Source organism: Pseudomonas sp. NY15437 (assembly GCF_048068435.1).
GTDB lineage: Bacteria > Pseudomonadota > Gammaproteobacteria > Pseudomonadales > Pseudomonadaceae > Pseudomonas > Pseudomonas nitroreducens_B.
This window is the reverse complement of the sequence record NZ_JBLUQC010000002.1, coordinates 392,334-419,290: the sequence shown is the minus strand read 5'-3', so window position 1 is coordinate 419,290 and position 26,957 is coordinate 392,334. Positions and strand designations below refer to the sequence as shown.

General features: G+C 67.2%; 24 protein-coding genes. 13 read left to right on the top strand and 11 right to left on the bottom strand.

What is annotated here, in order from left to right:
• Positions 1-52: 52 nt before the first annotated feature.
• Together ACNFIA_RS06010 and ACNFIA_RS06005 are read left to right on the top strand one after the other, a co-directional pair.
• On the top strand, positions 53-3,286 hold the full coding sequence (locus tag ACNFIA_RS06010) for an ATP-binding protein (RefSeq protein WP_416783433.1): 3,234 nt from the start codon (positions 53-55) through the stop codon (positions 3,284-3,286).
• A gap of 90 nt (positions 3,287-3,376) precedes the next feature.
• On the top strand, positions 3,377-4,027 hold the full coding sequence (locus ACNFIA_RS06005; protein WP_259753227.1) for a response regulator: 651 nt from the start codon (positions 3,377-3,379) through the stop codon (positions 4,025-4,027).
• Positions 4,028-4,925: 898 nt separating this feature from the next.
• On the opposite strand, the gene ACNFIA_RS06000 is transcribed toward ACNFIA_RS06005, so the two are convergent.
• The 5 genes from ACNFIA_RS06000 to ACNFIA_RS05980 form a co-directional block, all read right to left on the bottom strand.
• Positions 4,926-5,645, bottom strand: coding sequence for a molecular chaperone (locus tag ACNFIA_RS06000; protein ID WP_416783430.1), 720 nt, complete (start codon positions 5,643-5,645; stop codon positions 4,926-4,928).
• Positions 5,635-6,987 (bottom strand): fimbrial protein, encoded by a 1,353-nt coding sequence (locus ACNFIA_RS05995; RefSeq protein ID WP_416783429.1) that lies wholly within the window; start codon positions 6,985-6,987, stop codon positions 5,635-5,637. Before ACNFIA_RS05995 ends, ACNFIA_RS06000 begins: the two co-directional genes overlap by 11 nt.
• Positions 6,984-9,572: a fimbria/pilus outer membrane usher protein gene (locus ACNFIA_RS05990; protein ID WP_416783427.1), complete on the bottom strand. Its 2,589-nt coding sequence runs from the start codon at positions 9,570-9,572 to the stop codon at positions 6,984-6,986. The genes ACNFIA_RS05995 and ACNFIA_RS05990 overlap by 4 nt, the downstream gene beginning before the upstream one ends.
• On the bottom strand, positions 9,556-10,308 hold the full coding sequence (locus ACNFIA_RS05985) for a molecular chaperone (protein WP_416783425.1): 753 nt from the start codon (positions 10,306-10,308) through the stop codon (positions 9,556-9,558). Before ACNFIA_RS05985 ends, ACNFIA_RS05990 begins: the two co-directional genes overlap by 17 nt.
• 98 nt (positions 10,309-10,406) lie before the next feature.
• The gene (locus ACNFIA_RS05980) at positions 10,407-10,952 is read right to left on the bottom strand and encodes a fimbrial protein (RefSeq protein ID WP_259753232.1); all 546 of its coding nucleotides are present in this window, start codon (positions 10,950-10,952) and stop codon (positions 10,407-10,409) included.
• A gap of 235 nt (positions 10,953-11,187) precedes the next feature.
• Between ACNFIA_RS05980 and ACNFIA_RS05975 the strand changes: the two genes are divergently transcribed.
• The 6 genes from ACNFIA_RS05975 to ACNFIA_RS05950 all read left to right on the top strand — a co-directional run bounded on the left by ACNFIA_RS05975 (position 11,188) and on the right by ACNFIA_RS05950 (position 15,106).
• The gene (locus ACNFIA_RS05975; RefSeq protein WP_416783423.1) at positions 11,188-11,556 is read left to right on the top strand and encodes a YciI family protein; all 369 of its coding nucleotides are present in this window, start codon (positions 11,188-11,190) and stop codon (positions 11,554-11,556) included.
• Between the two features lie 39 nt (positions 11,557-11,595).
• On the top strand, positions 11,596-12,126 hold the full coding sequence (locus ACNFIA_RS05970) for an SRPBCC family protein (RefSeq protein ID WP_416783421.1): 531 nt from the start codon (positions 11,596-11,598) through the stop codon (positions 12,124-12,126).
• A gap of 29 nt (positions 12,127-12,155) precedes the next feature.
• Positions 12,156-12,308: a hypothetical protein gene (locus ACNFIA_RS05965; protein WP_259753235.1), complete on the top strand. Its 153-nt coding sequence runs from the start codon at positions 12,156-12,158 to the stop codon at positions 12,306-12,308.
• Complete coding sequence (locus ACNFIA_RS05960; RefSeq protein ID WP_416783419.1) at positions 12,305-13,087, top strand: DUF899 domain-containing protein; 783 nt, start codon at positions 12,305-12,307, stop codon at positions 13,085-13,087. The genes ACNFIA_RS05965 and ACNFIA_RS05960 overlap by 4 nt, the downstream gene beginning before the upstream one ends.
• Before the next feature lie 22 nt (positions 13,088-13,109).
• Positions 13,110-13,547 carry a YybH family protein gene (locus ACNFIA_RS05955; protein ID WP_416783417.1) on the top strand — a complete coding sequence of 146 codons (438 nt, stop codon included), beginning with the start codon at positions 13,110-13,112 and terminating at the stop codon, positions 13,545-13,547.
• Between the two features lie 305 nt (positions 13,548-13,852).
• Entirely contained in the window at positions 13,853-15,106 is a 1,254-nt protein-coding gene (locus ACNFIA_RS05950) for an RNA polymerase sigma factor (RefSeq protein ID WP_416783416.1), read from the top strand.
• Positions 15,107-15,142: 36 nt separating this feature from the next.
• Here ACNFIA_RS05950 and ACNFIA_RS05945 read toward each other — a convergent pair whose 3' ends face one another.
• From ACNFIA_RS05945 to ACNFIA_RS05930, 4 genes are all read right to left on the bottom strand, one after another.
• Complete coding sequence (locus tag ACNFIA_RS05945) at positions 15,143-15,916, bottom strand: SDR family NAD(P)-dependent oxidoreductase (protein ID WP_416783415.1); 774 nt, start codon at positions 15,914-15,916, stop codon at positions 15,143-15,145.
• 382 nt (positions 15,917-16,298) lie between these two features.
• On the bottom strand, positions 16,299-17,102 hold the full coding sequence (locus ACNFIA_RS05940; RefSeq protein ID WP_259753240.1) for a gamma-glutamyl-gamma-aminobutyrate hydrolase family protein: 804 nt from the start codon (positions 17,100-17,102) through the stop codon (positions 16,299-16,301).
• A gap of 394 nt (positions 17,103-17,496) precedes the next feature.
• On the bottom strand, positions 17,497-19,167 hold the full coding sequence (locus ACNFIA_RS05935; RefSeq protein WP_416783413.1) for a diguanylate cyclase: 1,671 nt from the start codon (positions 19,165-19,167) through the stop codon (positions 17,497-17,499).
• 492 nt (positions 19,168-19,659) lie between these two features.
• Positions 19,660-20,988, bottom strand: a complete 1,329-nt coding sequence (locus tag ACNFIA_RS05930) for an OprD family porin (protein WP_259753242.1) — start codon at positions 20,986-20,988, stop codon at positions 19,660-19,662.
• Between the two features lie 451 nt (positions 20,989-21,439).
• Here ACNFIA_RS05930 and ACNFIA_RS05925 point away from each other — a divergent pair, with 451 nt between their 5' ends.
• From ACNFIA_RS05925 to ACNFIA_RS05905, 5 genes are all read left to right on the top strand, one after another.
• Positions 21,440-21,817, top strand: a complete 378-nt coding sequence (locus ACNFIA_RS05925; protein WP_416783411.1) for a RidA family protein — start codon at positions 21,440-21,442, stop codon at positions 21,815-21,817.
• Between the two features lie 393 nt (positions 21,818-22,210).
• Positions 22,211-22,729 carry a hypothetical protein gene (locus ACNFIA_RS05920; RefSeq protein ID WP_416783409.1) on the top strand — a complete coding sequence of 173 codons (519 nt, stop codon included), beginning with the start codon at positions 22,211-22,213 and terminating at the stop codon, positions 22,727-22,729.
• 61 nt (positions 22,730-22,790) lie between these two features.
• On the top strand, positions 22,791-23,636 hold the full coding sequence (locus tag ACNFIA_RS05915) for a DUF692 domain-containing protein (RefSeq protein ID WP_416783407.1): 846 nt from the start codon (positions 22,791-22,793) through the stop codon (positions 23,634-23,636).
• A complete protein-coding gene (locus ACNFIA_RS05910) occupies positions 23,629-24,402 on the top strand; it encodes a DNA-binding domain-containing protein (RefSeq protein WP_416783406.1) in 774 nt (257 codons plus the stop codon). Before ACNFIA_RS05915 ends, ACNFIA_RS05910 begins: the two co-directional genes overlap by 8 nt.
• 12 nt (positions 24,403-24,414) lie before the next feature.
• Positions 24,415-24,837 carry an organic hydroperoxide resistance protein gene (locus ACNFIA_RS05905; protein WP_416783405.1) on the top strand — a complete coding sequence of 141 codons (423 nt, stop codon included), beginning with the start codon at positions 24,415-24,417 and terminating at the stop codon, positions 24,835-24,837.
• A gap of 811 nt (positions 24,838-25,648) precedes the next feature.
• Here ACNFIA_RS05905 and ACNFIA_RS05900 read toward each other — a convergent pair.
• Positions 25,649-26,164, bottom strand: a complete 516-nt coding sequence (locus ACNFIA_RS05900) for a DoxX family protein (protein ID WP_416783403.1) — start codon at positions 26,162-26,164, stop codon at positions 25,649-25,651.
• 80 nt (positions 26,165-26,244) lie between these two features.
• Positions 26,245-26,883 (bottom strand): ferric reductase-like transmembrane domain-containing protein, encoded by a 639-nt coding sequence (locus ACNFIA_RS05895; RefSeq protein ID WP_416783401.1) that lies wholly within the window; start codon positions 26,881-26,883, stop codon positions 26,245-26,247.
• Positions 26,884-26,957: the final 74 nt, after the last annotated feature.

Here is a 26,957-nt window from a genome sequence, read left to right as displayed (position 1 = left end):
TGGTATCCGGCGGGCCCTCCGCCGCCACTTTCCGCGACACCGGATGTTTTGCATGATGGAACATGACCACGGCTCGATTCGTAAACTGGCGAGCTCGTCGCTGCGCCTGAACGTCGTGCTGCTGTGCGCCGTCTCCCTCGCCCTGATGCTGGTGGGTGCCTGCTACTGGGCGCTGGGCCGGGTGGTGCAGGAAGAGCGCGACAAGGTGCATTTTCACTTCACCCGCCTGGTGGGCGACATCCACGAGCACGAGGCCTTCCTCAACCGCATCGCCCAGCAGAGCGACGAGTCGACCCAGCGCCAGGACCTGGATGTGATCCCGCTGCAGCGGCGCCTGCTGATCCGTGAAAACGGCATGGAGATCCACGAGGGGCGGGAATTCTCCTTCGCCATGTCCTTCACCCTGGCGCAGCAGGTGCGCCATGTCGATCCGCGCGACCGGCCCGGCACCTTCTCCTTCGGCGTGATGCTGGCGAATTTCTACAGCAGCTACTGGAGCACCTCGTCGTTCCCCTCGCCGCAGGTCCTGGTGCTCGACCTGCATGGGCCGACCAGCCTCGCGGTGCCCTCCATCGGCAACTTCCGCGGGCAGCGGCCGCTGACCCGGGTCAGCTACCTCCCGGTGATCGAGCGGGTGCACCAGGCGCTGGAGGCGCGTTCGCCCAAGCGCAGCGATACGCAGGTGCACTGGGCGCCTGCGCTGCCCTACACCGGCGGCGAGAGCCGCGAGCTGCTGGCGTATGTCAGCCTCGACCTGCCCGATGCGCTGTGGTGGGAGTCGGACCTGGATCGCCGCGTCGTCGCGGTCTCGCTGCTGGACCTCGAACGCATCAATGACCTTGAGCAGGTCCTCGACCGCCCGGTGTTCGACGAGCTGGAACTGGTGTCGCCGAGCGGCCAGGTGCTGATCGACTTTCCCGGCGGCGAGAAGGACTACCACGAGGGCCTGAACGTCAGCAGCGACGGCCTGGTGTTCAAGGTCCGCAGCGAATTCAACGGCGGCTGGACCGCGCTCTACCGGCTGAGCTACGCCAGCTTCTTCCGCTACGCCAAGTGGCAGTTCCTCGGTGGCCTGGCGCTGATCCTCGGCAGCCTGGCCGGTGGCTGGGTCGCCATCCGCTGGTACTCGCGGCGGGTGATCCGCCCGGCCCGCCGCGCCCACCTGGAGATCGTCGAGAGCGACGCCTTCAGCCGCGCGGTGATCCAGACTGCGCCGGTGGCGCTGTGCGTGCTGCGCCACGGCAGCCACCAGGTGGTGATGCAGAATCGCCTGGCCGAACTCTGGCTGGGCGATGCCGACGCCATCACCCGCATCAGCCGCGACTGGGACCTCAGCGGGCGGATCGGCGCAGGCGCCGGCGAGCTGGTGTTCGAACTCGAAGGCCGCGCCCTGCACGCCAGTTTCGCCCCGACCCGCTACCGCGGCGAGAACGTGGTGCTGTGCGCCTTCAACGACATCAGCGCGCACAAGCAGGCGCAGCAGATGCTGGCCGACGCCAAGCGTTCGGCGGACGCCGCCAGCGAGGCGAAATCGGTGTTCCTCGCCACCATGAGCCATGAAATCCGCACGCCGCTGTACGGCGTGCTGGGCACCCTGGAACTGCTCGGCCTGACCGAACTGACCGGCCAGCAGCGCGACTACCTGGCCACCATCCAGCGTTCGTCCTCGACCCTGCTGCAACTGATCAGCGACATCCTCGACGTGTCCAAGATCGAAGCCGGGCAGATGGCCCTGGAAGCGGTGGAATTCAACCCGCTGGAGCTGGCCGAGGACGTGGTCGCCGGGTACGCCGGGGTGGCCGAGGGCAAGCAGTTGCAGCTCTACGCCTGCATCGACGCGGACATTCCCGGCCTGGTGCGCGGCGACGCCGTGCGCATCCGCCAGATTCTCGCCAACCTGCTGAGCAACGCGCTGAAGTTCACCGACATCGGCCGCGTGGTGCTGCGCCTGCGCAGCGTCGCCAGCGAGCACGGCGAGACGGCCCTGCAGTGGCAGGTGACCGACACCGGCATCGGCATGTCCGATGCCCAGCAGCAGCGCCTGTTCGAGCCGTTCTACCAGGCCCACGGCCACGAGCACACGGTCAGCGGCACCGGTCTGGGCCTGTCGATCTGTGCGCAGTTGAGCGAGCTGATGGGCGGCCACCTGCGCGTGGTGAGCGAAACCGGCCTGGGCAGCAGCTTCACCTTCACCTTGGCCTTGCCGGTGCTCGAACACGACCAGCCGCTGGCCGATGCCGCGCCGCTGCTGCCGCAGCCGGTGTATGTGCGGGCACCGGTGAAGGAGCTGGCGCAGAGCCTGGCTGCCTGGGTCGACTGCTGGGGCGGCTCGGCGCTGGTGCAGGACGAGCTGCCCGCGGATGCACCCCCCGGCGCGGTATTGCTGGATGCGCTCGACGCCGGCGACGCGCCGCTGTGGCACGGCCCGCGCGTGCGTGCCCTGACCGACGGTGGCGCCCATCCGCAGGCGTCGGCCCAGGGCTGGGAAGCCAGCCTCTACCACCTGGCCGGCATCGCCCAGGCCCTGCGCCTGGCCCAGCAGGGCGGCAGCGTCGAGGATCGCCAGGCGCCGCGTATCCCCCGGCTGGGCAAGCTGGGCCTGCGCGTGCTGGTGGCCGAGGACAACCCGATCAACCAGGCGCTGCTCAAGGAGCAGCTCGAAGAACTGGGCTGCCGCGTGACCCTGACCAGCAACGGCCGCGAGGCGCTGCAGCGCTGGGCGCCAGGCGCGTTCGACGCGTTGCTCACCGATGTGAACATGCCGGTGATGAACGGCTACGAACTGGTGGGCGAACTGCGCCGCCACGACAGTTGGCTGCCGATCATCGGCGTCACCGCCAACGCCCTGCGCGAGGAGGGCGAGCGCTGCATGTCGGTGGGCATGAACCTCTGGCTGGTCAAGCCGATGAGCCTGCGCACCCTGCACGACGGGTTGCTCAAGGTGTGCGGGCATCTGCCGGCCGAGCCGGCGCCGGACGACGAGCCCTCGGCGGCGCCGGTGGCGGACCGCATCGAGGTCTCGGATAAGATGCGCGAACTGTTCCTGCGCACCATGCGCCAGGACATGCAGGGCGTGGGCGACGCCCTGCAGCACGGCGACCTGGCTACCGTTCGCCAGCAGGTGCATCGCCTGCGCGGCGCGCTGGCGGTGGTCCAGGCCCACGGGCTCAGTGATGCCTGCGGTGCGGTGGAACAAGCGCTGATCGCGCAGCCTGCCGGGCCGGAACTGTCCGCGGCGGTGAGCGCGCTGCTGGGACGAATCGAGGCAGCCCTGGCGCGGCTCTGACAGCCTGCGCGCAAACCGGGGCTACTCTGGAAAAGTGGCCGTGCCCCTGTGGCCGGCCGACGATCGCAAACGTTGGGACTCAGGAAACTCATGGAAAAAGTCAGAGTGGCACTAGCGGACGACCATCCCATCGTCCTGATGGGGGTTCGCGAAGTGATCGAGCGGGACGATCGCTTCGAGGTGATCGGCGAGGCACACAACTCCAGCGAACTGGTGGCCCTGTACCGAGAACAGCACCCGGCCATCGTCATCACCGACTACAACATGCCGGGCGACCAGACCTACGGCGACGGCCTCAAGCTCATCGAGTTCCTGCTGCGCAACTTCCCCGGCACGCGCATCCTCATCCTCACCATGCTGTCCAACCCGCTGATCCTCTCCAGCCTGTACGACCTGGGGGTCTCCGGGGTGATCCTGAAGAACGGCGATCTCGACGAGATCCTGGTGGCGCTCAAGGCGCTGGCCCAGGACCGTATCTACCGCGGCCCGGGCATGCAGTCCGCCAGCAGCGTGCTGGCCAGCGGCGATGACGTGGAGGGGCGTATCGCCAGCCTGTCGGCGAAGGAGTACGAGGTGCTGCGCCACTTCGTCTCGGGGATGAGCGTGCGCGACATCGCCCTGTTGCTCAACCGCAGCGTGAAGACCGTGAGCGCGCAGAAGATTTCCGCCATGCGCAAGCTGAACGTCGAGACCGACCAGGCGCTGCTGACCTTCTGTGTGATGGCGAACCTGTTTCAGTAGGCCTGACGCTGCATTCCTGCAGGCGGCCGTGCCATGTCTCGCGGCTTAGGAGCAACTGTCTTTCTCTGAAGGTCCATGCCGAGGGCTTCCCTCTCCCTAACCCTCTCCCTAAAGGGAGAGGGGACCGGTCGGTGCAGGAGGAATCAAAGGTGTCAGCCGGCACGGGCAGCTCCCTCTCCCTTCGGAGCGGGGCGCGCAGCCAGGGCGGGGGAGAAGGGCACGCCCCGGCGCGATTTTTCAGGTTGGAGCGGACTTTGTCCGCGATGGTCTCCGGCCCCATACGAACCTATCGCGGACGGAGTCCGCTCCTACGAGATCACGAACCCCGGAGGGAGAGTGGCCCGACTGGCGCAGGCTGACTCAAGGGTATCCGTCATCGGCGGATAACCCGTTCCGGGTTATGCGCCCTTCGGTCTGAAATGCCGATTCAACGAGGCCTCCTGAACGGGCATTCGGCGCGCGTGGATAGTTATCTGGAAGCCTTCTGAAAAGCCAACATCAAACCGGGGGGCTTTTCGTAGGAGCGAGCTTGCTCGCGAACCGCCCAACGCCGGCCTTCCCCTGTAGGAGCGGACCTTGTCCGCGAAGTCCCACCGCCACGCGAGGGGAGGGACAAGGTCCGCTTACGTCAACTCCTGCGTCGTGGCTTGCCCTCTCCCTAACCCTCTCCCTGAAGGGAGAGGGGACTGGTTCGGAGCAGGATGAGCGTCAGCCGGCACAGGCGGCTCCCTCTCCCTTCGGAGCGGGGTGCGTAGCAGGGTTAGGGAAGTTCCCGGCGCGGACGTTCGGAGAAAGACATTGAGCAGAACCGCCCGAAACCGAGCGCCCTTGTGGAGCGGGCCATGCCCGCGATCGCGCGCATGGCGCGCTCCTACAGGGGAATACTGCGCGTCAGTCCTCAGCGCAGCGGCGAGCGCCCCGGTTGGCTGTTGCCGCCGTCGTCGATCCACAGGTAACGCACCTCGCCGCCGCTGGCCGGCAGGGCCCGGGTGGGGGTGAGGGTGCGTTGGGAAAACGGTGGCAGCAGTCCGCCCGGTAGCGGCGAACCCGCCTCACCCTGGCGTACCTCGGCGCCGGCCAGGGTGATGAAGTAGGCGGTGGGGTTCTCCACCTGCACCTGCTCGCCAGCCCGGCGGAACACCAGGCGGCGCGGCGCCTCTTCGGCGTCGTTCACCAGGCTGCGTGGGCGATGGATGACCTTCATCTGCGTGCGCAACGTCACGGTCAGGCGCGCTTGCCCGTCGGCCAGCGCCTCGCCAGGCTGCGGCGGAATTTCGTAGAGGTTGAGCCAGTACAGCGATTCGCGGTCGGTGGGCAGCGGCTCGCCGGTGTAGAGCAGGCGCAGGCTGCGCTGCTGGCCGGGGTCCAGGCGGAACACCGGCGGCAGCGGCATGATCGGCGCCTGGGCGGTCTGCGGCGCGGCCTCGAGGTCGCCGTTGTCGACCCAGGTCTGCACGATGACTGGGTAGCGGTTCTGGTTCACCAGCGCCAGCGAGGCTTCGCGCTGGCCTTCGGTGACGATCACCCGCGTGCGCTCGGCGGTGACCCCGGCATAGGCATTCGCGCCGACCAGCACGGCCAGGCCGAGCAGCGCGGCGCGCAGCGACCTACTGCACACGGATCACCACCTGCGCCGTGGCTTCCACGCGGCCGGGAGTGACCGTTGGCATGCTGCCGAGGCTGAGCTTTTCCAGGCGCGCGCGGAAGGTTTCGGTGTACTGGGTGATGCCGCTGACCTCGCCGGACTTGTTCGAGGCGTTGCCGATCGCCGGGTACCAGCCACGGGCTTCGGCGTTGCTGCCGTTGGCCGAATCCTCGTTGGCCAGCAGGTTCATCGGGCTGCCGTCGCGCAGCAGGCGGATGCCCACGCCCTGGGCCATGCCGGGCTGGCCATAGCGGTCGGAAACCAGGTAGGACAACCCGCCGTTGGCATTCACCAGGCCCAGGCCCGAGGAGGCGGCCAGTGCGCCGGCGGACACCTTGATACCCAGCGCCGTGCCATTGGCGGCGGTGCTGTTGATCACCCCGCTCTGGCATTTGAAATCGACCTGGAAGGGCATCTCGCGACTGGCGCCGGCGTTGATCTCGCCGATGGAGATCGACGGGAACACCACGTGGGGCGTGACGTTGGTGACAGCGCAGGTGGGGTAGCGCTTGAGCGTGACCTTGTTGTACAGGCCAATGGCGCCTGGCCAGTTGTAATGCCAGCCCGGGTAGTTGCCGATGTGGCTCTGGCCGACGGTGGGGTAGGCCAGGCCGGGGCCCTTGATGGCGATGTAACCGGCCGGCTGGGTGTAGAGATAGGCCTGGGAGGCGATGGTCGCCGAGTAGTAGCGGGTGGCCTCGAGCGGCGCGCGGAACAGCTCGGCGCGCACCGCGCTGAGGTTCTTGGCCTTGACCAGCTGGTAGCCGCGCGAGTCGATGTCCAGGCCGGTCAGCTGGCGTTCGCGCCAGATATCGGTGAAGTACTCGCCGGTTTCCACGTGGGTCAGGCGCAGCAGGACGTTGGGCCAGGCGGTGCGGTAGGCCGACTGAAGCCCGATGGAGTTGCCCACGCTGTCGCCGCCGTTGTAGTAGCCGCTGTAGAGGTTGTCGGCGTTGCTGGAGAACATCTCGTAGACCGCGTCTTCCGGCGCGCAGCGGAAGAACACCCGCTCCGGATCATGGCCGGCAGTGGCGCCGTACTGGGTGAAAGGCGCCACCGAGCTGGCGATCACGCTGCCGTCGGGCTGGAAGCTGGCATCGCTGACGTTGATCACGCTGGGCAGGCCGAGAGAGCCGTTGCAGGTATCGCAGGCGCCATCGCCGGGCCAGGCGCCGGCCACGCCTTCGCCGGGGCGGATCGCCGTAGTGGAGGTGGTGGTGGCGCTGCCCACGCTGGTGACCTTGTAGCAGGTGGCCCAGGCGCTTGGCGCCAGCAGCAGGGCGAGCAGCGGCAGGCTGCGCAGGATGGGGTTCATGAGGCCTCCGGTGTGCAGGTGCCTTGCAGGCGGACCAGTACCTGGTCGAGCTTGGCGTCCTTGAGGTCGTAGGGCAGCAGGCAGGCGTCTTCCGGGCGCTCGCCCCACTGCACGCGCAGCCGGCCTTTCTCGCCTTCGGCGCGGGCGTAGACCTGGCCACCCTGGCCGACCATGCCGATGTTCACACCCTTGTCGTCGAACACGTCGGCGCCCAGCGGCAGCGGCTGGCCATCGGCGAGTTGCGCCTGGATCAGTAGCGGATGGCCGGTGAGGGTCTTGAACTCGACGCGCACGGCGGCGCCGGCGTAGGGGGCGATCTTGCGTTCGGTCTCCACCAGCTCGGCGTTCTCGTCGATGCCTTGCGGGTCGAGGCTGATGGGGTTGTAGCGGTAGGGCGAGAGCGACGGCACCACGGCATAGCCGTTGCCGTCCACCCGCGCGCCCTGGCCGCCGCGCACGCCGGCGCCGCTGGCGCCCTTGGCTTCGACCAGGGCGAAGGTGTCGCCGACGTAGGGGCCCAGGGTCAGGCCGCCGCTGTGCAGCACGGCGGCGCCGCGCATGCCGGCGTTGACCTGGCGATAGCTGGAGCTTTCGGCATAGCCGGCATTGAGCGTGGCGACGGCGGTCTGCTTCTGCACGCTGCCGTTGAAGTCGGTGCCCTGGCCTTCGCTGTCGCGCCCGGCAGAGAGCGCGTAGCTCAGGCTGCGTTCTTCGCCCAGGGTGCCGTTGAGGCCCGTCTGGTAGGTACTGCCGCTGCTGTCGCCGGAGCGTCGCGAGGCCATGGCGCTGAGGTTCGGTGCGCGGCTGGTGGAGCCCAGCGGCATCGACAGGCTCAGGGTCAGGGTGTTGTTGCGGTTGCTGCCATGCTGCAGGTTGTATTGCGGCGGTTGCGACGGGTCGTAGTCGTCGTTGACGTCGCGGTACCAGGTGGTCTGCTGGCGCGAGTAGGCGAGGTTGTAGCTGAGCTGCCGCCAGGTGTTCGAGTAGCCGACCTGGAGCTGGGTATCGCGGCTCTTGCCGTCGTAGTAATCGGCGGTGGAGCCGGACAGGTAGAGGTTGCCGTACTGCCCCAGCCCCTGGTTGACCAGCAGGGTGAACTGGTTGCGCTGCTTGTAGCTGCTCGAGTCCCAGCTGTCGCCGTGGTCGCTGGCATCGCGGGCGGAGAGCGCATCGCCGAGGTCGCGGTAGCCCTCGGTGGAGTAACGGTAGCCGGCCAGGGTCAGGGTGGTCTGGGTCGGCTGGAAGGTCCGGCTGTAGTTCAGCCCGACGCGCCAGCCCTGCTTGCGCTGGTCGTTTTCCACGGTGGCGCTGGAGAAGGTGGTGTTCACGCCGAAGGCGCCATAGGGCGTGGCCAGCACGCCACCGCCGAGCACGGCCAGGTAGTCCTCGGCGACGCGGGTGCCGAGGTTGGCGGTGAGGGCGTTGGTCAGGCCGCGCTGGTAGGTCAGGTCGCCGAACAGGTCGTTGCCGTCGCCATACTGGCGCGCTTGCCCGACCGTGGCGCTGTAGCGCGACAGGCCCGGGCGCATGGACTCGGGGACGGCGGAGAAGGGCACGGAGAAGCGCGAGACGCTGCCATCGGCCTCGATCACCTGCACGTCCAGGTCGCCGTCGTAGGCGGTGCCGTAGAGGTCGTCGATGACGAAGGGGCCGGGCGCCACGGTGGCTTCGTGGATCTTCCGGCCGTTCTGGCTGATCACCACGCGCGCATTGGTGTTCGCGGTGCCACGCACCTGGGGCGCGTACTGGCGCTGCGAGTCGGGCAGCATGCGGTCGTCGCTGGCCAGGCGCACGCCCCGGTAGCCCATGCTGCCGAACAGGTTGCCCTCGGTGTAGCTGTCGCCCAGGGTCAGTTCGCTGCGCAGGCCCGGCACCGCCCGCTGGGCGTAGGTGCGAATGCTGTTCCAGTCGCTGCGGGTATCCCCGGCGTAGCTGGAATAGGTGTAGTTGGACTGGTGGCGCAGGCGCCACAGGCCGAGGTTGAGGCCGCCGTTCAGGCCCAGGTAGCCGTAGTCCGAATCGCCGCTGCCGGAGCCTTCGAAGCTCGAACGGTAGAGGTTGGCGTCGTAGTTGACGAAGCCCATGGTGCTGCCGGCATCCCACTCGTCCGGGCTGACATAGCCGCGCGGCTTGATGTCGAGCAGCGCCTGGGGCACCGAGAGGTTCAGGCGCAGGCGAGCGGTGTCGAGGTTCCAGGTCGAATCCGGGAGGCGCTCGGTGAGCCGGTGGCAGATGCCCTGGTCGTCCTTGCCGGCGTTCGGGTCGGGACGCGCCCCCAGGCTCTGGCGCAGGAAGCGTTCGCTGAAGCAGGGCTCGGCGCGCTTGCCGTACTGGCGCATCTCCACTTCGGCGCGGGTGGCGTACTGGCCGTTGAGATAGAGGTCGACATGGTAGGTGCCAGGGTCCACCTGGTCGGCGCGGTTGAAGCGCTCCAGGCTGCCGCCGGCCAGCCCCGAACCCATCAGCAGGCTGTCGTCGAAGCGGTAGTCCGCCTCGCCCTGGGCCAGACCGGCGACCACCATGGCAAGGCCGCCGAGAGCGAACGGCAGCAATGCTCGGGGGTGGCGTTCAACGCGGCAGATCATGGCGAAGTTCCACTCTTGCGCCGTAGTCGTTGATCAGCAGGGCGGACAGCCGCGGTGTGCCGGCGGGCAGTGCCGAGGGCTTTTCCGCCTGCCAGAGGGCCTGGCCCAGGGGGGCGATCATGCCCGCCTGCAGCTTCCACTGGCGCTCGCCGACGCTGAGCGTCGCGCTGCCGAAGGAGGCGTGGTAACCGGTGGGGTTTTCCACCTTCACGCTCCAGGTGCTGCCGCTCTGTACCAGGAAGAAGCGCAGCTTCTCCGGCAACTGCTCCGGGCTGCCGGCGATGCCGGCCGGGCGATAGAACAGCTTCAGGCGATTGCGCAGCATCAGCAGCATCTGGTTCTGCTCGGCCTTGGCGGCGTTGCGTGGCGGGATCTGCAGCACGTTGAGGTGGAACAGCGACTCGCGGTCCTGGGGCAGGCCGGAACCGGTGTAGAGGATGCGCAGGGTCTGGCCGCTACCGGGTGCCATGCGCGACACGGACGGGTTGACCACGAAGGGCGCCTTGGCGGTGTCCGGCGTGGAGGCGGGATCGTTGACGTCGATCCAGGCCTGGATGACGTTGGGGAAGCCGTCCTTGTTGGTCAGTTGCACGGTCTTTTCCCGCGCATCGCCAGGGTAGATGACGCGGGTGCCGGTGATCACCACGCTGGCCTGGGCCAACGTGGCGCTGAAGGCTGCCAGCAGGGCGAGCACGAGCGTCGCCGCGCGCAGAGGGCGCAGTGGAAGGGCATTCATCCGGTTCACCTGTCCTGCCGGGGCGCTCGAGGGGCTGTTCCCCTGGGCGACGCGGCGCAATGCGAAAAAGCGGCACCGGGGGGCGGTGCCGCGGGGTATCACTCGTAGCGCAGGGTGTAGGTCACCGAGCCGAGTACCGGACCAGGCGTCACGGTGGTGGCTTCGGAGACGTACTGCACCGCGTAGTCGTAGCTGGCGCTGGTCTCACCGTCGGCGAGGACGATGTCGCCGGCGGCCACGGCCGCGCCGCCCGCCAGGTTCACCGGGTTGCCGGCCGGGGCGTCGAGCAGCTGCAGGGCGACGCCGGTGGCGCCGCTGGCGGCGGTGTTGGTCAGGTTGCCCGAGGCAGTGGCGTTGGTGGCCTGGAACAGCGTGGTGAAGTGCTCGGCGGCCCCGCTGGGCGCGGCGCAACCGGTCAGTTGCAGGGTGAAGCTGGTTTCACCGGTGGTCTGGCCGACGGAACCGTTCAGGGCGCTGACCGGCACGCTGTCGAGGATGACGGTCGGGTCGGTGTTGCCATCGACCACGGCCGAACAGGTCTGGTCGGTCACTTCACCGCTGAAGTTGATGGTGTTGGCGGCGAAAGCAAAGCCCGGCACAGCGAAAGCGGCTGCGACAGCCAGGGCGGTTGCGTGAAGTTTCATTCTCTTGAGCTCCATGGTCACGGGGGTTTTTCCCACGGCCATCTTCGCTACACCGCGTCCTGAAGGCTCTGAGACGAATCTGAAAGGGCCGGCGTGCCACGGATGAGCGCGGCCCCGGGCCGCTGGCCAGGCATTCGCCCGCGCCTGCGGAAAAAAAATTTTCACCCCGCTGTCGATTCCCATCCGCGCGCTTCGACTAGGACGTAACAGCAAGCGCACTGTGCGGGAGACGAGCATGAAGTACCTCTGCCTGATCTATGTGGATGAGCAGCGCCTGGCGAGCCTGTCCGATGCGCAGTACCGGCGGTTGATGGACGAGTGCTTCGCCAACGACGAGTACCAGCGCCGGGCCGGGCGCGTGCTGGCCTCCGAGGCGCTGGAAACGGTGGCAACGGCCACGACGCTGCGGCACGGCGCCGCCGGCCTGTCGATCACCGATGGGCCCTTCGCCGAGACCCGCGAGTACCTGGGCGGCTTCGTGCTGATCGATGCCCGAGACCTCAACGAGGCACTGCAGATCGCCGAGCGGATCCCCAGTGGCCATCTCGGCGCCGTGGAGGTCCGCCCGGTGCGCGACTGGGATCGATACTTCGCCGGGCGCTGACGCCCGGTGCCTTGAAGAAAGCAACGTCAGGAGAATGGAATGCTCAAGTGGATAGCGGCGGTAGTGGTCGTGGTCGTGGCGGTGGTGCTGGTGCTGGCGGCGAACCGGCCGGACACCTTTCGCGTGGAGCGCACGCTGCGCATCCAGGCGCCGCCGGAGAAAATCCAGGGCTATATCGAGGACTTCCACCGTTGGCCGCAATGGTCACCCTTCGAGAAGCTCGACCCGCAGATGCAGCGCAGCTTTTCCGGCGCCGCACAGGGCCCGGGCGCGGTATACGCCTGGGAAGGCAACGGCAAGGCGGGGGCAGGGCGCATGCAGATCCTCGAGAGCGACCCCGGCCGCCGCGTGACCATCGCCCTGGACTTCCTCAAGCCGTTCAGGGCCAGCAATACCGCCGAGTTCACCCTGGCGCCGCGTGACGGCGGCACCGACGTGACCTGGGCGATGTTCGGCCCGGTGCCCTTCGTGGCCAAGATCATGCACCTGTTCTTCGACGTGGACAGCATGGTCGGCAAGGACTTCGAAGCGGGCCTGGGCAACCTCAAGGCGCTGGCCGAGAAAGGCTGACGCGACCCACGATGCGAAGGAGGTGAGCCATGTGCCCCGTGTGCGTATCGACCCTGACGCTGGCGCTGACCAGCGTTCTTTCCGCCGGCGGCGTCAGTGCGTTCGCCGTCACCCGCCTGCGCGGCAAACGCCGCGCCCGGCCCCACCCGCAGGGGGAACGCCCCCAGGAGCGTGCGACATGACATTGGCCAACCAGGACTTCCCCCGCATGGTTTCCCCGGCCGCCTGGCGGCAGGCGCGCCTTCGCCTGCTGGAGCAGGAAAAGGCCGCCACCCACGCTCGCGATGCGCTCAATGCCCAGCGCCGCGAGTTGCCGGTGGTGCGCATCGACAAGGACTATCGCTTCGAAGGGCCGCACGGCCCGCTGCGCCTGCTCGACCTGTTCGAGGGGCGGCCGCAGCTGATCGTCTACCACTTCATGTTCCACCGCGACACCGGCCTGGGGTGCGAAGGCTGCTCCTACCTGATCGACAACCTCGGCCGGCTGGAGCACCTGCACGCCCGCGGCACCACCTTCGCCATGGTCTCCCGCGCGCCGCTGGAGGAGATCGCGCCGTTCCGCGCGCGCATGGGCTGGCAGTTCCCCTGGTACTCGTCGTTCGGCAGCGACTTCAACTACGACTTCCACGTCAGCATCGACGAGTCCGTCGCCCCGGTGGAATACAACTATCGTGACAAGGCGGAGCTCGAGCGACTTGGCCAGGGCTACCACGTGCGCGGCGAGCAGCCGGGCATGAGCGTGTTCCTGCGCGACGGCGAGCAGGTCTACCACAGCTACTCGACCTATGGCCGGGGGCTGGAGGCGCCGCTGTTCACCTACCACCTGCTCGACCTCACCCCGCTGGGGCGTGGCGAAGGCTGGGGCGGGATGCCCGACTACCAGGGCAAGGGCATGAACTGGACGCGCTTCCACGACGAATACGACGACGCCCCGCAGCCGCGCAGCTGCTGCGGTTCCTGAACCTCGAACAGGAGCAAATCCCATGACTGGCGACAAGAATGCAGACCACGGCGAGCTGCACGCCGTGCTGGAAAGCTGGTTGAACGCCGTGCGGGCCTCGGACGTCGAGGGCATCACCAGCCATTACACCCGCGACATCCTCGCCTTCGACGCGGTGAAGCAACTGCAATTCAAGGGCGTCGAGGCCTACGCCAGCCATTGGCGCGACTGTACGCAGATGTGCCGGGAGCCAACCTTCGACATCCACCAGCTGAGCTTCGAGTGCGGCGGCGACACCGCGTTCGGGCACTACCTCGCCTACTGCGGCGGCACCGACGACAAGGGCCAGCACAACGCTTCCTGGGCGCGCGTGACGGTCGGCCTGCGCCGCGAGGCCGGGCGCTGGAAGATCGCCCACGAGCACTTCTCCATTCCCTTCGACCCGGCGACGGGGCAGTTGCTGTTCGATGCCAAGCCGTAACCCGGTTGGCCTGCAGGAGTGCGCCATGCCCGTTCCTGCAAGAGCAAAGGCCCTCACCCTAACCCTCTCCCGCAAGCGGGAGAGGGGACCGTTCGGCGCAGGATGAAACCATGGCGTCAGCCGGCACAATCGGCCCCCTCTCCCTCTGGGTGAGGGCTGGGGTGAGGGCAACACCCCGCTCGGCCTTCCCGCCCCAACGCAACACCCCGCAACGATCGCCCGTCGCATCCGTCCGACCATTTCCCACCCCGAAGGGAATCCGTGCAGGATAGGCAGACCTTACCCCGCCAAGGACGTCCGGCCCCATGCATGATTACGCTCCGCAGCCCCAGCGCGATGTGGTAGACGAGGTCTACCGCCGCGAATCGCGCCGGGTGCTGGCCACGCTGATCCGCCTGCTGGGCGATTTCGACCTGGCCGAGGAGGCGCTGCACGAAGCCTTCCTTGCCGCCGTGGACCAGTGGCGGCGCGACGGCGTGCCGGCCAATCCGCGTGCCTGGCTGGTCTCCGCCGGACGCTTCAAGGCCATCGACGGGTTGCGTCGCCGCTCGCGCTTCGATGCCTCGCTCGCGCAGATCGCCGAACAACTGGAGATCGACGCGCAATCGGTGGAGGAGCTGGCCGACGAAAGCGTCGAGGACGACCGCCTGCGGTTGATCTTCACCTGCTGCCACCCGGCGCTGCCGGCGGACTCGCAGGTGCCGCTGACCCTGCGCGAAGTCTGCGACCTGAAGACCGAGGAAATCGCCCGCGCCTACCTCGCCACGCCGTCCACCATTGCCCAGCGCATCGTCCGCGCCAAGGCGAAGATCCGCGACGCGAAGATCCCCTACCAGGTGCCGGAAGCCGGCGAGCTGCCCGAGCGCCTGGCCAGCGTGCTGCGGGTCATCTACCTGGTGTTCAACGAAGGTTATTCGGCGTCGGCCGGCGACTCGCTGACCCGCACCGATCTGTCCGCCGAGGCCATCCGCCTGGGCCGGCAACTCCTCGAGCTATTGCCCGAGGCCGAGGTCATGGGCCTGCTGGCGCTGATGCTGCTGCACGAGTCGCGGCGCGAGGCGCGCACCGCCGAGGACGGCGAACTGGTGCTGCTGGAGAACCAGGACCGCTCGCGCTGGAACCGCGCCCTGATCGACGAGGGCCAGCAACTGATCAACGCCGCGCTGGCCACCCGGCGTGTCGGCCCGTACACGCTGCAGGCGGCGATTTCCGCCGTGCACGCCGCTGCGCCCGACATGGCCGGCACCGACTGGGCGGAGATCGTCGGTCTCTACGACCTGCTGCTGGCCATGCAGCCCTCGCCGGTGATCGCGCTCAACCGCGCTGTGGCCCTGGCCATGCGCGATGGCCCCGCAGCGGGGCTGGCGCAGGTGGACGCCATCCTTGCCGGCGGTGACCTGCAGGACTACCACCTGGCCCACGCCGCCCGCGCCGATTTCTGCCGGCGCCTGGAGCGCCGCGACGAGGCGCGGGAAGCCTATGCCCGCGCCCTGGCGCTGGCGAAGCTGGAGCCGGAGCGGCGCTTCCTGGAGCAGCGGCTGCGCGAACTGGAGCGCTGAGTGGCCGCGGGACATCCAGCGGCCAGGCGGTGTGCGCTACAGGCTGCTCACCAGGTGGCCGCCGTCCACGGCGAGCACCGCGCCGGTCATGAAGGCGCCGGCGTCGCTGGCCAGTAGCAGGAAGGGCCCTTCCAGTTCCTTCAGCTGGCCGAGGCGGCGCATCGGCACGGTGTCGCGGATGTAGGCCTGGCCCTTGTCGCTGTCGAAGTAGACGTCGTTCATTTCCGTCTTGAAGTAGCCCGGCGCGATGGCGTTGACCCGCACGTTGAAGCGCGCCAGTTCCAGCGCCAGGGATTTGCTCAGCTGCACCACGCCGGCCTTGGCCGCGCAGTAGTGGCTGTAGCCGCCGCCCACGCGCAGGCCGAGGATCGAGGCGATGTTGACGATGCTGCCGCCGCGCCCGGCCCTGGCCAGGCGTTGCGCCGCGCACTGGGCGACGCGCCAGACGCCGTCGAGGTTGGTGGCGAGCATGGCGCGCCAGTCTTCTTCGCTGATGTCCAGGGCGCGCTGGCCGTTGCCGATGCCGGCGTTGTTGAGCACCACGTCGACCACGCCGAACTGTGCCTCGGCGCTGTCGAAGGCGGCTTCAACGCTGGCGCGGTCGGTCACGTCCAGGGCCACCGCGTGGGCCTGGCCGCCGTCGCCGCGGATGGCCTCAGCCAGTTGCGCCAGCCGCTCGGTACGCCGCGCCGCCAGCACCACACGGGCACCGGCAGCGGCGGCAACGCGCGCCAGGTGGGCGCCGATGCCGCTGGAGGCGCCGGTGACCAGCACGGTCTTGCCGGCGAGGGAGAAGAGGTCGTTGCTCATGGCTGCACCTTGTTCGTCAGAGCGAAATCGCTGGCCGCCAAGGGTAGCCCGAGGTGCTCTCAAGGGCGTGCAGGGTGCGCCATTCGCGCGGCTGATGACGTGGAGCAGAGTGCTCGCAAGGTCTTCTAAAAATCGACCTTTCTCTACCCGGTAGCCTAGTGCTCGGGACTGGCCCTCACCCTAGCCCTCTCCCGGGGGAGAGGGGACGCAGGATGAAACAGTGGCGTCAGCCGGCACGATCTGCCCTCTCTCCCTGAGGGAGAGGGCGGGGTGAGGGGACACGCAATCACGGACTCCGTGGGGAAGACGATGGCTTCTGTAAAACCGCGGAAAAGAAAAAGCCCGGCGCAGGGCCGGGCTTTTTCATGATGCGGGAAGCGAATCAGGCAGCGAGTGCGCGGGCCTGCTTCTTCTTCACCTGCGCGCGGCAGGCATCGCCGAACGCCTGGAAGATCTTCACCGAGTCGGGGTTCTTCGCGGCTTGCCACTCCGGGTGCCATTGCACCGCGAAGAGGAAGGGCGAGAGCGTCGGTGCGTGGATCGCCTCGACCAGGCCGTCTTCGGCGTGAGCGATGGCTTCGATGCCCTTGCCCAGGTTCTTCAGGCCCTGGCCGTGCAGCGAGTTGACGCGGATCTCGTCACCCAGCAGCTGCTGCAGCCAGCTGCCCTGGACCGGGCGAACGCCGTGGGCCGGGCTGTACTGCACGTCGACCGGGTCGTCGGGATTCTCGCGATGGTCGTTGAAGCCGGGCTCGGCGTAGACCTTCTGGTAGATATCGCCGCCCAGGGCCACGTTGATTTCCTGCATGCCGCGGCAGATGCCGAAGATCGGCAGGCCACGGGCAATGGCAGCCTTGATCAGCGGGATGTCGAAGTTGTCGCGGTCCTTGTCCTGGCCCTTGCCGGGAGTCTGGTTCTCCTGGCCGTAGAGGGTCGGATCGATGTTGCTGCCGGCGCCGGTCAGGTACACGCCGTCGGCCATGTCCAGGTACTGCTCGAGGTCTTCGATGCCGCAGCAGGTCGGTACCAGTACCGGCACGCAGTCGGACTGTTCGACCAGGGGCACGATGTATTTGTGGGTCATGACCTGATAGTCGTGGCCTTTGCGCTCTTGGCTGCCCATGGACATCAGTACGACGGGTTTACGGAGGGTCTGTTTCTTGTTGCCAATGTTGCTGTTGGACATATGTCACCTTTGGACGGGCTGCAGCCCATCGTTTTTGTGCAGGCGCGCAGCGAAAAGGCGCGCTACCTGAGGCTTCGAGCACTGCCGGGAGCGCACAGAAGGCGAAGTTTCCCGGTCGAAACCTGCCTACCAGCCTGCCAGAGCCGTTAAATATGTCAAACGAATTCGACGCGAGGCGTCAAAAATAATGGCCGAAATCCTGCGGCGGGATATTTCTATCTGACTGTTTTTAAAGGATTTTTATTAATTTCCCGGCGCTCTGAAAAGTCCATTATTTAAAACGCACGGTCATAATGGTGAAAAATTTCGCACACTTTTTCACGCCGCCTGTGCAGGATCGGCAACGCCCGCGCGGGCGGCACGCTCTGCCGCGCGGGTTTGCCACGAGGGGCGATCAGAAGCACTCGATGCGGTTGCGGCCGTTCTGCTTGGCGCGGTAGAGGGCGGTGTCGCTGCGCGACAGCGCGGCTTCGGCGGAGGTGTCGTGCGCTTCCAGCGCGGCGATGCCGATGCTGATGCTCAGCGGTATGCGCTGGCCACCCTGCATCAGCGGCAGTTCCTGCAGCTGCTGTTGCAGGCGCTGGGCGAATATCTGCGCGGCGGCGACGTCGGCGTCGCCCAGCACCACGGCGAATTCCTCGCCGCCCATACGTCCGGCGAAATCCACGCGGCGGATGTCGCGCCCCAGGATGCAGGCGAAATGGCGCAGGGCCTCGTCGCCCACGGCGTGCCCCCAACGGTCGTTGATGGCCTTGAAGTGGTCGATGTCGCACATCAGGATCGCCGCGTGCCGCGTCGTCGAGCGTTGCACGCGGCCCAGTTCGGCCTCGATCAGGCGCATGAAGTGGCCACGGTTGGGAAGCTGGGTGAGGAAGTCGGTGGTGGCCAGCACCTGCAGTTCGGCTTCGATGCGCTTGCGTTCGGTGATGTCGGTGATGAAGCCGTGCCAGATCAGGCTGCCGTCGGGCAGCCGCTTGGGGTGCGCGTTGCCCTGGCGCCAGAGGGTGCCGCGCCCGGCGATCTGCACGCGGTATTCGTGCCGCCAGGGTTGCATCTGGGCGGCGGAGGTTTCCAGCGAGGCAAGGCAGGCGGGCAGGTCCTCGGGGTGGATCAGGTCGCGCAGGAACACCGAGTTCTGCTGCATCTGTTCGGCCGGCACGCCGTAGATGTCCATCACCCCCGCGCTGACGTAGGGGAAGGAGCCGGTGCCGTCGGGCTGGCGGCGGAACTGGAAGACCATGCCGGGGATTTCGTTGGTCAGGTCGGTGAGCAGTTCGACGCTCTCGCGCAGCTTTTCGGCCATGCTGCGCAGGGCGGTGATGTCGGTGGTGGTGCCGAGCATGCGCAGGGCATTGCCGGCGGCATCGCGCTCGACCACCTTGCCGCGGCTGCAGACCCAGATGTAGTGGCCGTCCTTGTGGCGCAGGCGGTGTTCCACCTCGTAGGCCTCGGTGCGGCCCTCGAAGTGCTCGCGCATGGTGTTCTGCACATAGTCGAGGTCATCCGGGTGTACCCGGGTGTAGGCGTCCTCGATGCGGCTGCCGATTTCATCCTCGCTGTAGCCCAGCAGGGATTTCCAGGCGCTGGAGTAGTGGATCTCGCCGGTGGGCACATGCCGGTCCCAGATGCCGGTGCCGCTGCCATCCACCGCCAGGGCCATGCGCCGCGCGCTTTCCTTGTGCGGTGAGCGGGCGCGGTCGAGCAGGGCCTCGCCCAGTTCCAGCACGTCGCGCAGCAAGCTCTGCTGCTCCTGGCTGAGCACGTTGTCGCCATTGCCCAGCAGCAGCAACCGGGCCTGGGGGAAGCCTTCCGGGTCGCGCAGGACCCGGCTCGCCAGCAGGTTCAGCCGTTGCCCCTGATGGCTCAGCGGGCTGGTGGCGGCATTGAGTGACAGCAGGGTGGCGAGGGAAAGCGCACCGGCGCCGTCGAGGCCGAGTTGGCCGAGCAGCTGGCCGTGCATATCGATGAGCAGCACGGCGCAGTCCCCACCGGCGTGGCGGGCGAGCCGCAGCAGGCCCTCGTATCGCTCGTATTCCTTTACCCCGGGATTACTGGAAGTTCGCATCCGATAGCAGCTTCTCAACGGAGGATAGGCACGATTCTGCGTGATGGTCGGCACCGGACATGCGGCGAGCCGACGCAGTGGCTTTATGAAATCACGGCGGATGAGCGGCCACAATCTCCGCCTGCGACACGGACGACGAACGCGCCTATCTGCCGGCGTGCAGCCGGGCAGGCGGGTGCATGCGCTGTGGCTGATTCGGGCACCGGATAGGGATGATAAATGCCGGACATAAAAAAAGCCGCTCCATGGGAGCGGCTCGGAAGGACGTCGAAGGAGCAATCACAATATCAACGTCAGGAGGTGTCTTCCGCCGGAAAAGTGCGGAAGCGGGAAGATGGAGTTGATTCTAGAAAGTTGTCTGCGCGGGATAAACCGTTAATCCGGGAAGAGACTTTCTGCACCGGCGTAATAATCTCGCCAGAACGCGGGGCAAACATTCAGATGAATCCGAAAGTTGCCCCGGTCGAATGAGCGAATAGTTTCCGCGCTGAATTACAGGATCGACAGCGGGTATTCGACGATCAGGCGCAGTTCGTTGTTGTCGGCTTCACCCTGGTCGCCATTGGAGCGGTGGAACGCCTGGCGCATACGGAACGACAGGTCCTTCGCCGGGCCTTCCTGGACGACGTACTTGGCCTCCAGGTCGGTCTCGTGGTGCTTGCCATCCTCGCCGTACAGGCCGACGTACTGGCCGTTCGGGTCTGCGTGGGTGCCGTCGATGTTGTCGCCCTTGATGTAGCGGGCCATGAAGCTCAGGCCGGGAACGCCGTAGGTATCCATCGCCAGGTCGTAACGGGCCTGCCAGGAGCGCTCGCCCGGGCCGTTGAAGTCGGAGTACTGCACGGAGTTGGCGAGGAAGATGGAGTCGCCGCCCGCGCCGGCGCCGTTGTCGCCGAAGCCGACGTAGTCGAACGGGGTGTCGCCGTTGACCTTCTGGAAGGCCAGGGTGAAGGTGTGCGCCTGCAGGAAGGAGTAGGCGGCGGCCAGCGACCAGGTGGTGTTGCTGATCTTGCCGGCCTTGGCCTGGCCATGGTCGCGGGTGTTGTAGATGTTGAAGTCGAAGCCCAGCGACTGGTCGCTGGTCATCGGCAGCAGCCAGTTCACGTTGCCGTAGTACTGGCGCCAGATGTCCTCGAACTCGGAGCCGTACAGCGACACGTTGAGGTGGTCGGTGATGGCGTACTTGCCGCCGACGTAGTCCACGCTGTCGGCCTCGACGTTGGCGTAGGTCGCGTACAGGCCGCCGTCATGGCTGGTGGTGATCGGGCTGGTGCCCGCGGTGAAGTGGCCGGCTTCCACGTCCAGCCCGTCGATTTCGCTGCTCAGCAGGTTGAAGCCCGAGGCGGTCTGCGGGATCAGGCGCGAACCGCCGGCCGCGAAGACCGGCGCCACCGGCTGCATGTCGCCGAATTTCAGCTCGGTCTTGGAGAGGCGCACTTTCAGCGCTGCGCCCGCCTTGCCGTAGTCGTCCTCGGGGTCGCCATGGTTGTCCACCGGCAGGTTGCCGGTACCGGTGCGCCCGCCGCCGGCGTCGAGCTTGATACCCAGGTAGCCGAAGGCATCGACGCCAAAGCCGACGGTGCCCTGGGTGTAGCCGGAGGAGAAGTTCGCCAGGAAGCCCTGGGTCCAGTCGCGGTTGTCGTCGCGGCCGTTCTTGCCGTCGTGGTCGTAGTAGTAGTTGCGCAGCAGGATGTCGAACTTGGCGTCCTCGGCGAAGCCCTTGGCGTCGGCCTGGCTGGTGACGAAGGGTTCGGCGCTGGCGAACTGGCTGGCGGCGGCGGAAACAGCGAGCATGATGACGCTGCGTTTGAGGTGCTTCATGGATATTGCCCCTAGAGTCTTGGAGGGCCGGCTCGATGAGATGCGTGAGAACCGGACATTTTTATAGGCAGGCACAATGAACCCGAACATGGATTGACCACGACGGAAATCGCAGGAAGTTGCGTTGGCATTGTTGCTATGAACTTTTACCCGTCCGCTCCAGACCGGTAAAAGCCAGCGCCCATAATGCCGAACGAGTGCCCGATTTAAATGACGGAATATGAAAAGGTCTATGTCTCAAAGTGTAATAATCCCTCGCTGAAGTTCAGTGGGGATAGTGCGCGCTCATGGACTGGAAGTATTGACTGACGACAATACTCGCGGGCCCGCGCAAGGAGCTCCAAGAATATCGATGGGCATGGCGGCCGGCGCCGCGATGACGCTAAGCTGCGCGCCCCGGTCGCCGCACGATGCGGCGATGTGTCCCCCATCGATTGCAGAGATTTGTCCCATGACGCCTACCTTCATTCCCGACGCGGACCCCGAATCCATCTCCTCCGACGTCGCCGGCTTCGGCGGCCTGCTGGTGTCCACGCAGATCCCCACCCGCGAGGACGGCAGCCTGGAACTGGGCGACATCACCGCCCAGAGCGAAGCCACCCTGCGCAGCCTGCAAGTGGCTCTGGAAAAGGCCGGCAGCGGCCTGGACCACGTGCTGCACCTGACCATCTACCTCACCAGCATGGCCGAGCGCGCCGCGTTCAACGAGGTGTACTGCCGCTTCTTCGCCAAGCCTTACCCGGTGCGCGCCGCCGTGGGGATCGCCGAGCTGGCGGTCGAGGGCATGAAGGTCGAAGTCACCGCCATCGCGGCCAAGCGCGTGGGCTGATTCCCCGTCGTCGCTCGATCGGGCCGCTTTGCGGCCCTTTCTTTTTTTCTCCCTTGCATGGTGACGCCGCGGGTTCGCGAGCACGCTCGCTCCTACGAAGAGCAACGCGGATCTGTAGAGCGAGGCAGACGCCCAGCTCTTGCTCGCGAACCGCTCCCCTCCGATCCCCCTCGCCCGAATGTATTGCTGTGTATCCGCCACTCCCTGCGCCGGTACACGCATACAAAAGCCTCCAGCCGCCGATACGCCCGCGATACATCGCCCAGGCGAAATAGCCCTACCCGAACGACACGGCGCCTGGGCAGGGCAAATCCTCCAGCGCAGCGTCCCCAGGGATTCGCCCTTGCGGCATGACCCCGGCGCAGCCCGCGCCACAGCATCTGGAGAAGCACCATGACCCGTACCTCGAAGACTCAACTGGGCCTGCTCGCTGTCGCCCTGGCCGGTGGCCTGAACCTGGCATCCTCCGCCTTCGCTGTCGAAGCCCTGCCCCAGGGCTACCAGCTGGCCTCTGCCGCCAAGGCGGGCGAAGGCAAATGTGGCGAGGGCAAGTGCGGCGCCAACCAGGCCAAGGCCAAGGCCAGCCAGGGCGAAGGCAAGTGTGGCGAAGGCAAATGCGGCGCCGACGGTGCCCAGGCCAAGGCCAGCGGTGCGGAAGGCAAGTGCGGCGAAGGCAAATGTGGCGACGCCTCCTTCGCCCGTACCGACGCCGACCACGACGGCCGCGTCTCCCGCGCCGAACTGCTGGCCGTGGCGCCCAAGGCCAATGCCGAGTTCGACGCCATCGACGCCAACCACGACGGCTACCTCTCCGAGGCCGAGGTCTACCAGTTCCGCAAGCACCAGTTCGACTCCAACGGCAAACCCTTCCCGTCCGACCTGTACAGCAAACTGAGCCAGGCCAGGAACTGAGCCGAGCCGACTGCCTCCCCGCGCCGCCGGCCGGGGAGGGCACTTCGCCAAGGAGACCGCCATGAGCACCACCGCACCCCTGCAGGGGGCAGGCCTGGGCCTGCGCCGCGCCCTGCTGCCCGACCTGCTGACCCTGGACGATCGCGCCGTGGACTTCCTCGAAGTCGCCCCGGACAACTGGATCGGCGTGGGCGGCACCTACGGCGAAGGGTTGGCCCGCCTGGCCGAGCGCTTCCCGCTGTCCTGCCATGGCCTGTCGCTGTCCCTTGGTGGCCCGGAGCCGCTGGACCACGTGTTCCTCGGCCGTATCCGCGAGTTCCTCGACCAGCACCAGGTGCCGCTGTTCAGCGAACACCTGAGCTACTGCTCCGACGAAGGCCACCTCTACGACCTGATTCCCATGCCCTTCACCGACGAGGCCGTGCGCCACATCGCCGGGCGCATCCGCGAAGTGCAGGACGCCCTCGGCCGCCGCATCGCGGTGGAGAACATCTCCTACTACGCCGCGCCCTACCAGGCGCTGAGCGAAATCGACTTCCTCCGCGCTGTGCTCGGCGAGGCCGACTGCGACCTGCTGCTGGACGTCAACAACCTCTACGTCAATGCCCACAACCACGGCTACGACGCCGCCGATTTCCTGGCCCGCGTGCCGGCCGAGCGCGTCGTCTGCCTGCATGTCGCCGGGCACTACGACGAAGCGCCGGACCTGAAGATCGATACCCATGGCGCCGAGGTGAAGGACGACGTCTGGAGCCTGCTGGCCAGCGCCTACCAGCACCTGGGCACGGTGCCGACCCTGCTCGAGCGAGATTTCAACCTGCCGCCGCTGGCCGAACTGCTCGGCGAGGTGGACACCATCCGCCGCCTGCAAGCCGCCGCGCGCCAGCCGGAGGTGCGCCATGGCTGAGACCCTGCGCGACCAGCAACTGCGCATGACCCGCTACATCCGCGACCCGCAGGCCAACGAGCCGCCGCCCGGCATCGAGGCGCGGCGCCTGGCGGTGTACCGGCAATTGTTCTTCGGCAACCTGCAGTCGCTGCTCGCCGGCAACTTCCCGGTGCTGCACGCCAGCCTGGCGCGCGAGCAATGGCAGGCGCTGACCGAGGACTTATACGCGGCCTTCCGTTGCCAGACGCCGCTGTTCACCGAGGTTGCCGGCGAGTTCGTCGAGTATCTGGAGGGGCGCACCGATCAGCCCGGCTGGGTGGCGGAACTGGCGCACTACGAGTTCATCGAGACGGCGCTGCTGCTCAGCGACAACGCCGAGCCGCCCCATGATCCGCACGGTGACCTGCTCGACGGCGTGCCGCTGCTTTCCAGCCTTGCCGTGCCGCTGGCCTACGCCTGGCCGGTCAGCCATATCGGCCCCGAGCACCTCCCGTCCCACGCGCCGGCCGAGCCGACATTGCTGCTGGCGCGCCGGGATACCGACCTGAGGGTGTACTTCTCGCGCCTGGCACCGCTGGCCCATGCGCTGCTGGTGTCGCTGCAACAGTGGCAGCTCACCGGGCGCCAACACCTCACGGCGCTGGCGGAAATCGCCGGCGTCGAAGCGGCCGCCATCGAAGGGCAGGGCATCGCCCTGCTGCGCAGCCTGAAAGAACAGGGCGTGGTGCTCGGCACCCGCCCCAACTGCACCACCCCCCGTCGTCCCCCCTTGCACCGCCCCTGAAGGAGAAGCGCCATGACCGACACCCTCGCAACCGTGATCTACACCGCCCACACCCACACCACCGGCGGCCGCGACGGCCGCGGCCAGACCGCCGACGGCGAGCTGGACCTGCCCCTGAGCCCGCCCGGCTCGGGCCGCCCCGGCACCAACCCCGAGCAGCTGTTCGCCATCGGCTGGTCCGCCTGCTTCATCGGCGCCCTGCGTCGCGCCGGGCAGAAACTGAACCTGCGCCTGCCGGCTGACGTGGCGGTGAGCGCCGACGTGTCCCTGGGCAACACCGCCGACGGCGGCTTCGCCCTGGCGGCCCAACTCACCGTGCACCTGCCGGGGCTGGCCGCCGAGGACAAGGCGAAACTGGTGGAAGAAGCGCACCAGATCTGCCCGTACTCCAAAGCTACCCGCGGCAATATCGAGGTGGGGTTCGTCATCCCCTGATCGATCCCTTCTCCACCGTGCAGCCCGCGCACCTTCATCGGTGCGCGGGTTTTTTTTGTGTCTCATCGGCGCGCGAGGTGCTTCCCTGTAGGAGCGGGCCATGCCCGCGATCGCGCCCATGGGGCGCTCCTGCAGGTTGGCGCCGGTATTCCCGACCGCGTAGGCGCGGACTTTGTCCGCGATGCTTTTGCTTCGGGCTGGGAGTTTTTGCGCCGCCTCGGTTTGCGCGTAGGCTTCATGTTTCGCCCCCTCGGGCGAGTTACTTTTCCAAACGACGGAAGGCCGCCCCCCAAAAAGTAACCAAAAGGCTTGCCCCGGACATCCGGTTTTTCGCTTGGGGCGAAAAATGCCCTCGTTGAACCGCAGTTTCAGGGGCCCGCCGCGAAGGGCCATCCCTGGCCCATCGCGGCTCTCGCGACATCCATGTCGCTCAACCCCTGAAACTCCGCTTCAACGAGGCCTCCTGAACGGGGCATTCGGCGCATGCGGATGCTCTTCTGGAAGTTTTGAGTAGCCAAAGCCAAAGCCAAAGCTAGGGCTGCACGTAGGGCGAATAACCCGGAACGGGTTATCCGCCGATACCTCGACGGCGGATAACGCTGGCGCGTTATGCGCCCTACGATCGCTGCGGCGGTGTCCGGACTGGCATGAAACCCCGAGGGTAATTCGCACCTTGTAGGAGCGGGCCATGCCCGCGAACGGCGGACGAAGTCCGCGTTCAACCTCCTGCACCGACTTCCCGCAGACAAACAAAAACGCCCTCTCCACAGGGAGAGGGCGTTGCGGGTCTAGCAGACGAGTGGCCAGCCGATCAGGCGCTCCGCGAAGCTCCCAGCACTCGCCGCACCACCCCATCCAGGCTCAACGCCCCGGCCCCCTTGAGTGCCAGCGGCAGCAGCGCCACCAGGTAGATCAGCGGCAGCTTGTAGTTGCCAAAACCATGGTCGGTGATCGAGTAGCCCTGGGCCAGCTCCGCCAGGCTCGACCACTGTGCCGGCCAGTGCACCGCGGCAATCGCGACGAGGGTCACGACGATCAGCGAGGCCGAGGCGAAGCGGGTGGCCAGGCCGAGCAGGAGCAATACCGGCGCGATCAGTTCGGCCCACATCGACACCTGCCAGTCGAAGCCGGCGGAGAAGTGGTTGAAGGGGAAGGGGAAGTTGGCGTGGATCTGTTCGAACCAGTTGTCGCCATGCCATTTCTCCAGGCCCGATTCGAAGAATTCCCAGGCCAGGAACAGCCGCAGCGGGATGTCCCAGCCCCAGGCGGCGAGGCGGTCGAGTTGGGCGAAAATGGTCTTGATCGGGTTCAGGGTCAGCAGGGTCATGGCACACCTCGAAGGCGGAGTCGTGGGCAAGGGATCAGCGGCCGGGCGCAGGTCCGGCCCGGTCGTGGCAGGCATAGGAGTCAGGCGTTCGGCAGGGCGGGGCGCGCGCTACGGCGCAGGCGTACCGCCAGCTTGGCGAGGAGCTTGAAGGCGATGGCGCTGAAGATCAGGCCGAAGCCCAGCGGGTACCACGAGCCCAGCGGCAGGCGCTTGTAGAAGGACAGCAGGAACACCAGGGCGATGACCCAGGTACCGGTGCTGTGCAGGCGCTTCCAGGTGCGGGCGCCGAGCCGCCTCACCGCGTAGGGGAATGAGGTGAGGGTCAACAAGATGATGAACAGGTAGCCGACCGAGCCGGGGATGTTCGCGGCGGCGCTGCGACCGTGCCAGAAGGTCTCGGGGAAGCACTTTACGTAGAAGACGATCAGCACGGCGTGCACGGCGTGGGAGAAGGCGAAGGCCAGGCCGAGGAAGCGCCGCTCGCGCAGCAGGCCGTGGGTGAAGTCGCCCGGCAGCAGCGACGCCAGGGACGAGGCGAGAAAGGTGGCGAGGAACAGCGCGAAGGAGGTGCGGGCGGTGACGCGGATGGCGCTGCGCAGCGCTTCCACCCACTGCGGCTGGGACCACAGGGCCAGCGCGGTGACGATCAGCACCAGCAGCGACAGCAGGCAAAACAGGCGCCAGCCATGCAGGCGGGCGGGTTCGGCGGGACGGTTCATGGCGGGCTCCTTGGAGGAACGCGGCGGGCGGGGTGCCGCCGCTGTTCGTGGAGCCATCCTGGGGGCAGGGCTTA

Coding starts and splice junctions, on each gene's coding strand:
- ACNFIA_RS05920 (WP_416783409.1), top strand. CDS start 22,211: ATGACCCGTACCTCGAAGACTCAACTGGGCCTGCTCGCTGTCGCCCTG.
- ACNFIA_RS05955 (WP_416783417.1), top strand. CDS start 13,110: ATGACTGGCGACAAGAATGCAGACCACGGCGAGCTGCACGCCGTGCTG.
- ACNFIA_RS05895 (WP_416783401.1), bottom strand. CDS start 26,883: ATGAACCGTCCCGCCGAACCCGCCCGCCTGCATGGCTGGCGCCTGTTT.
- ACNFIA_RS05930 (WP_259753242.1), bottom strand. CDS start 20,988: ATGAAGCACCTCAAACGCAGCGTCATCATGCTCGCTGTTTCCGCCGCC.
- ACNFIA_RS05900 (WP_416783403.1), bottom strand. CDS start 26,164: ATGACCCTGCTGACCCTGAACCCGATCAAGACCATTTTCGCCCAACTC.
- ACNFIA_RS05980 (WP_259753232.1), bottom strand. CDS start 10,952: ATGAAACTTCACGCAACCGCCCTGGCTGTCGCAGCCGCTTTCGCTGTG.
- ACNFIA_RS05975 (WP_416783423.1), top strand. CDS start 11,188: ATGAAGTACCTCTGCCTGATCTATGTGGATGAGCAGCGCCTGGCGAGC.
- ACNFIA_RS05950 (WP_416783416.1), top strand. CDS start 13,853: ATGCATGATTACGCTCCGCAGCCCCAGCGCGATGTGGTAGACGAGGTC.
- ACNFIA_RS05985 (WP_416783425.1), bottom strand. CDS start 10,308: ATGAATGCCCTTCCACTGCGCCCTCTGCGCGCGGCGACGCTCGTGCTC.
- ACNFIA_RS05925 (WP_416783411.1), top strand. CDS start 21,440: ATGACGCCTACCTTCATTCCCGACGCGGACCCCGAATCCATCTCCTCC.
- ACNFIA_RS05995 (WP_416783429.1), bottom strand. CDS start 6,987: ATGAACCCCATCCTGCGCAGCCTGCCGCTGCTCGCCCTGCTGCTGGCG.
- ACNFIA_RS06005 (WP_259753227.1), top strand. CDS start 3,377: ATGGAAAAAGTCAGAGTGGCACTAGCGGACGACCATCCCATCGTCCTG.
- ACNFIA_RS05905 (WP_416783405.1), top strand. CDS start 24,415: ATGACCGACACCCTCGCAACCGTGATCTACACCGCCCACACCCACACC.
- ACNFIA_RS05990 (WP_416783427.1), bottom strand. CDS start 9,572: ATGATCTGCCGCGTTGAACGCCACCCCCGAGCATTGCTGCCGTTCGCT.
- ACNFIA_RS05910 (WP_416783406.1), top strand. CDS start 23,629: ATGGCTGAGACCCTGCGCGACCAGCAACTGCGCATGACCCGCTACATC.
- ACNFIA_RS05945 (WP_416783415.1), bottom strand. CDS start 15,916: ATGAGCAACGACCTCTTCTCCCTCGCCGGCAAGACCGTGCTGGTCACC.
- ACNFIA_RS05970 (WP_416783421.1), top strand. CDS start 11,596: ATGCTCAAGTGGATAGCGGCGGTAGTGGTCGTGGTCGTGGCGGTGGTG.
- ACNFIA_RS05960 (WP_416783419.1), top strand. CDS start 12,305: ATGACATTGGCCAACCAGGACTTCCCCCGCATGGTTTCCCCGGCCGCC.
- ACNFIA_RS06010 (WP_416783433.1), top strand. CDS start 53: ATGATGGAACATGACCACGGCTCGATTCGTAAACTGGCGAGCTCGTCG.
- ACNFIA_RS05940 (WP_259753240.1), bottom strand. CDS start 17,102: ATGTCCAACAGCAACATTGGCAACAAGAAACAGACCCTCCGTAAACCC.
- ACNFIA_RS05935 (WP_416783413.1), bottom strand. CDS start 19,167: ATGCGAACTTCCAGTAATCCCGGGGTAAAGGAATACGAGCGATACGAG.
- ACNFIA_RS05965 (WP_259753235.1), top strand. CDS start 12,156: ATGTGCCCCGTGTGCGTATCGACCCTGACGCTGGCGCTGACCAGCGTT.
- ACNFIA_RS05915 (WP_416783407.1), top strand. CDS start 22,791: ATGAGCACCACCGCACCCCTGCAGGGGGCAGGCCTGGGCCTGCGCCGC.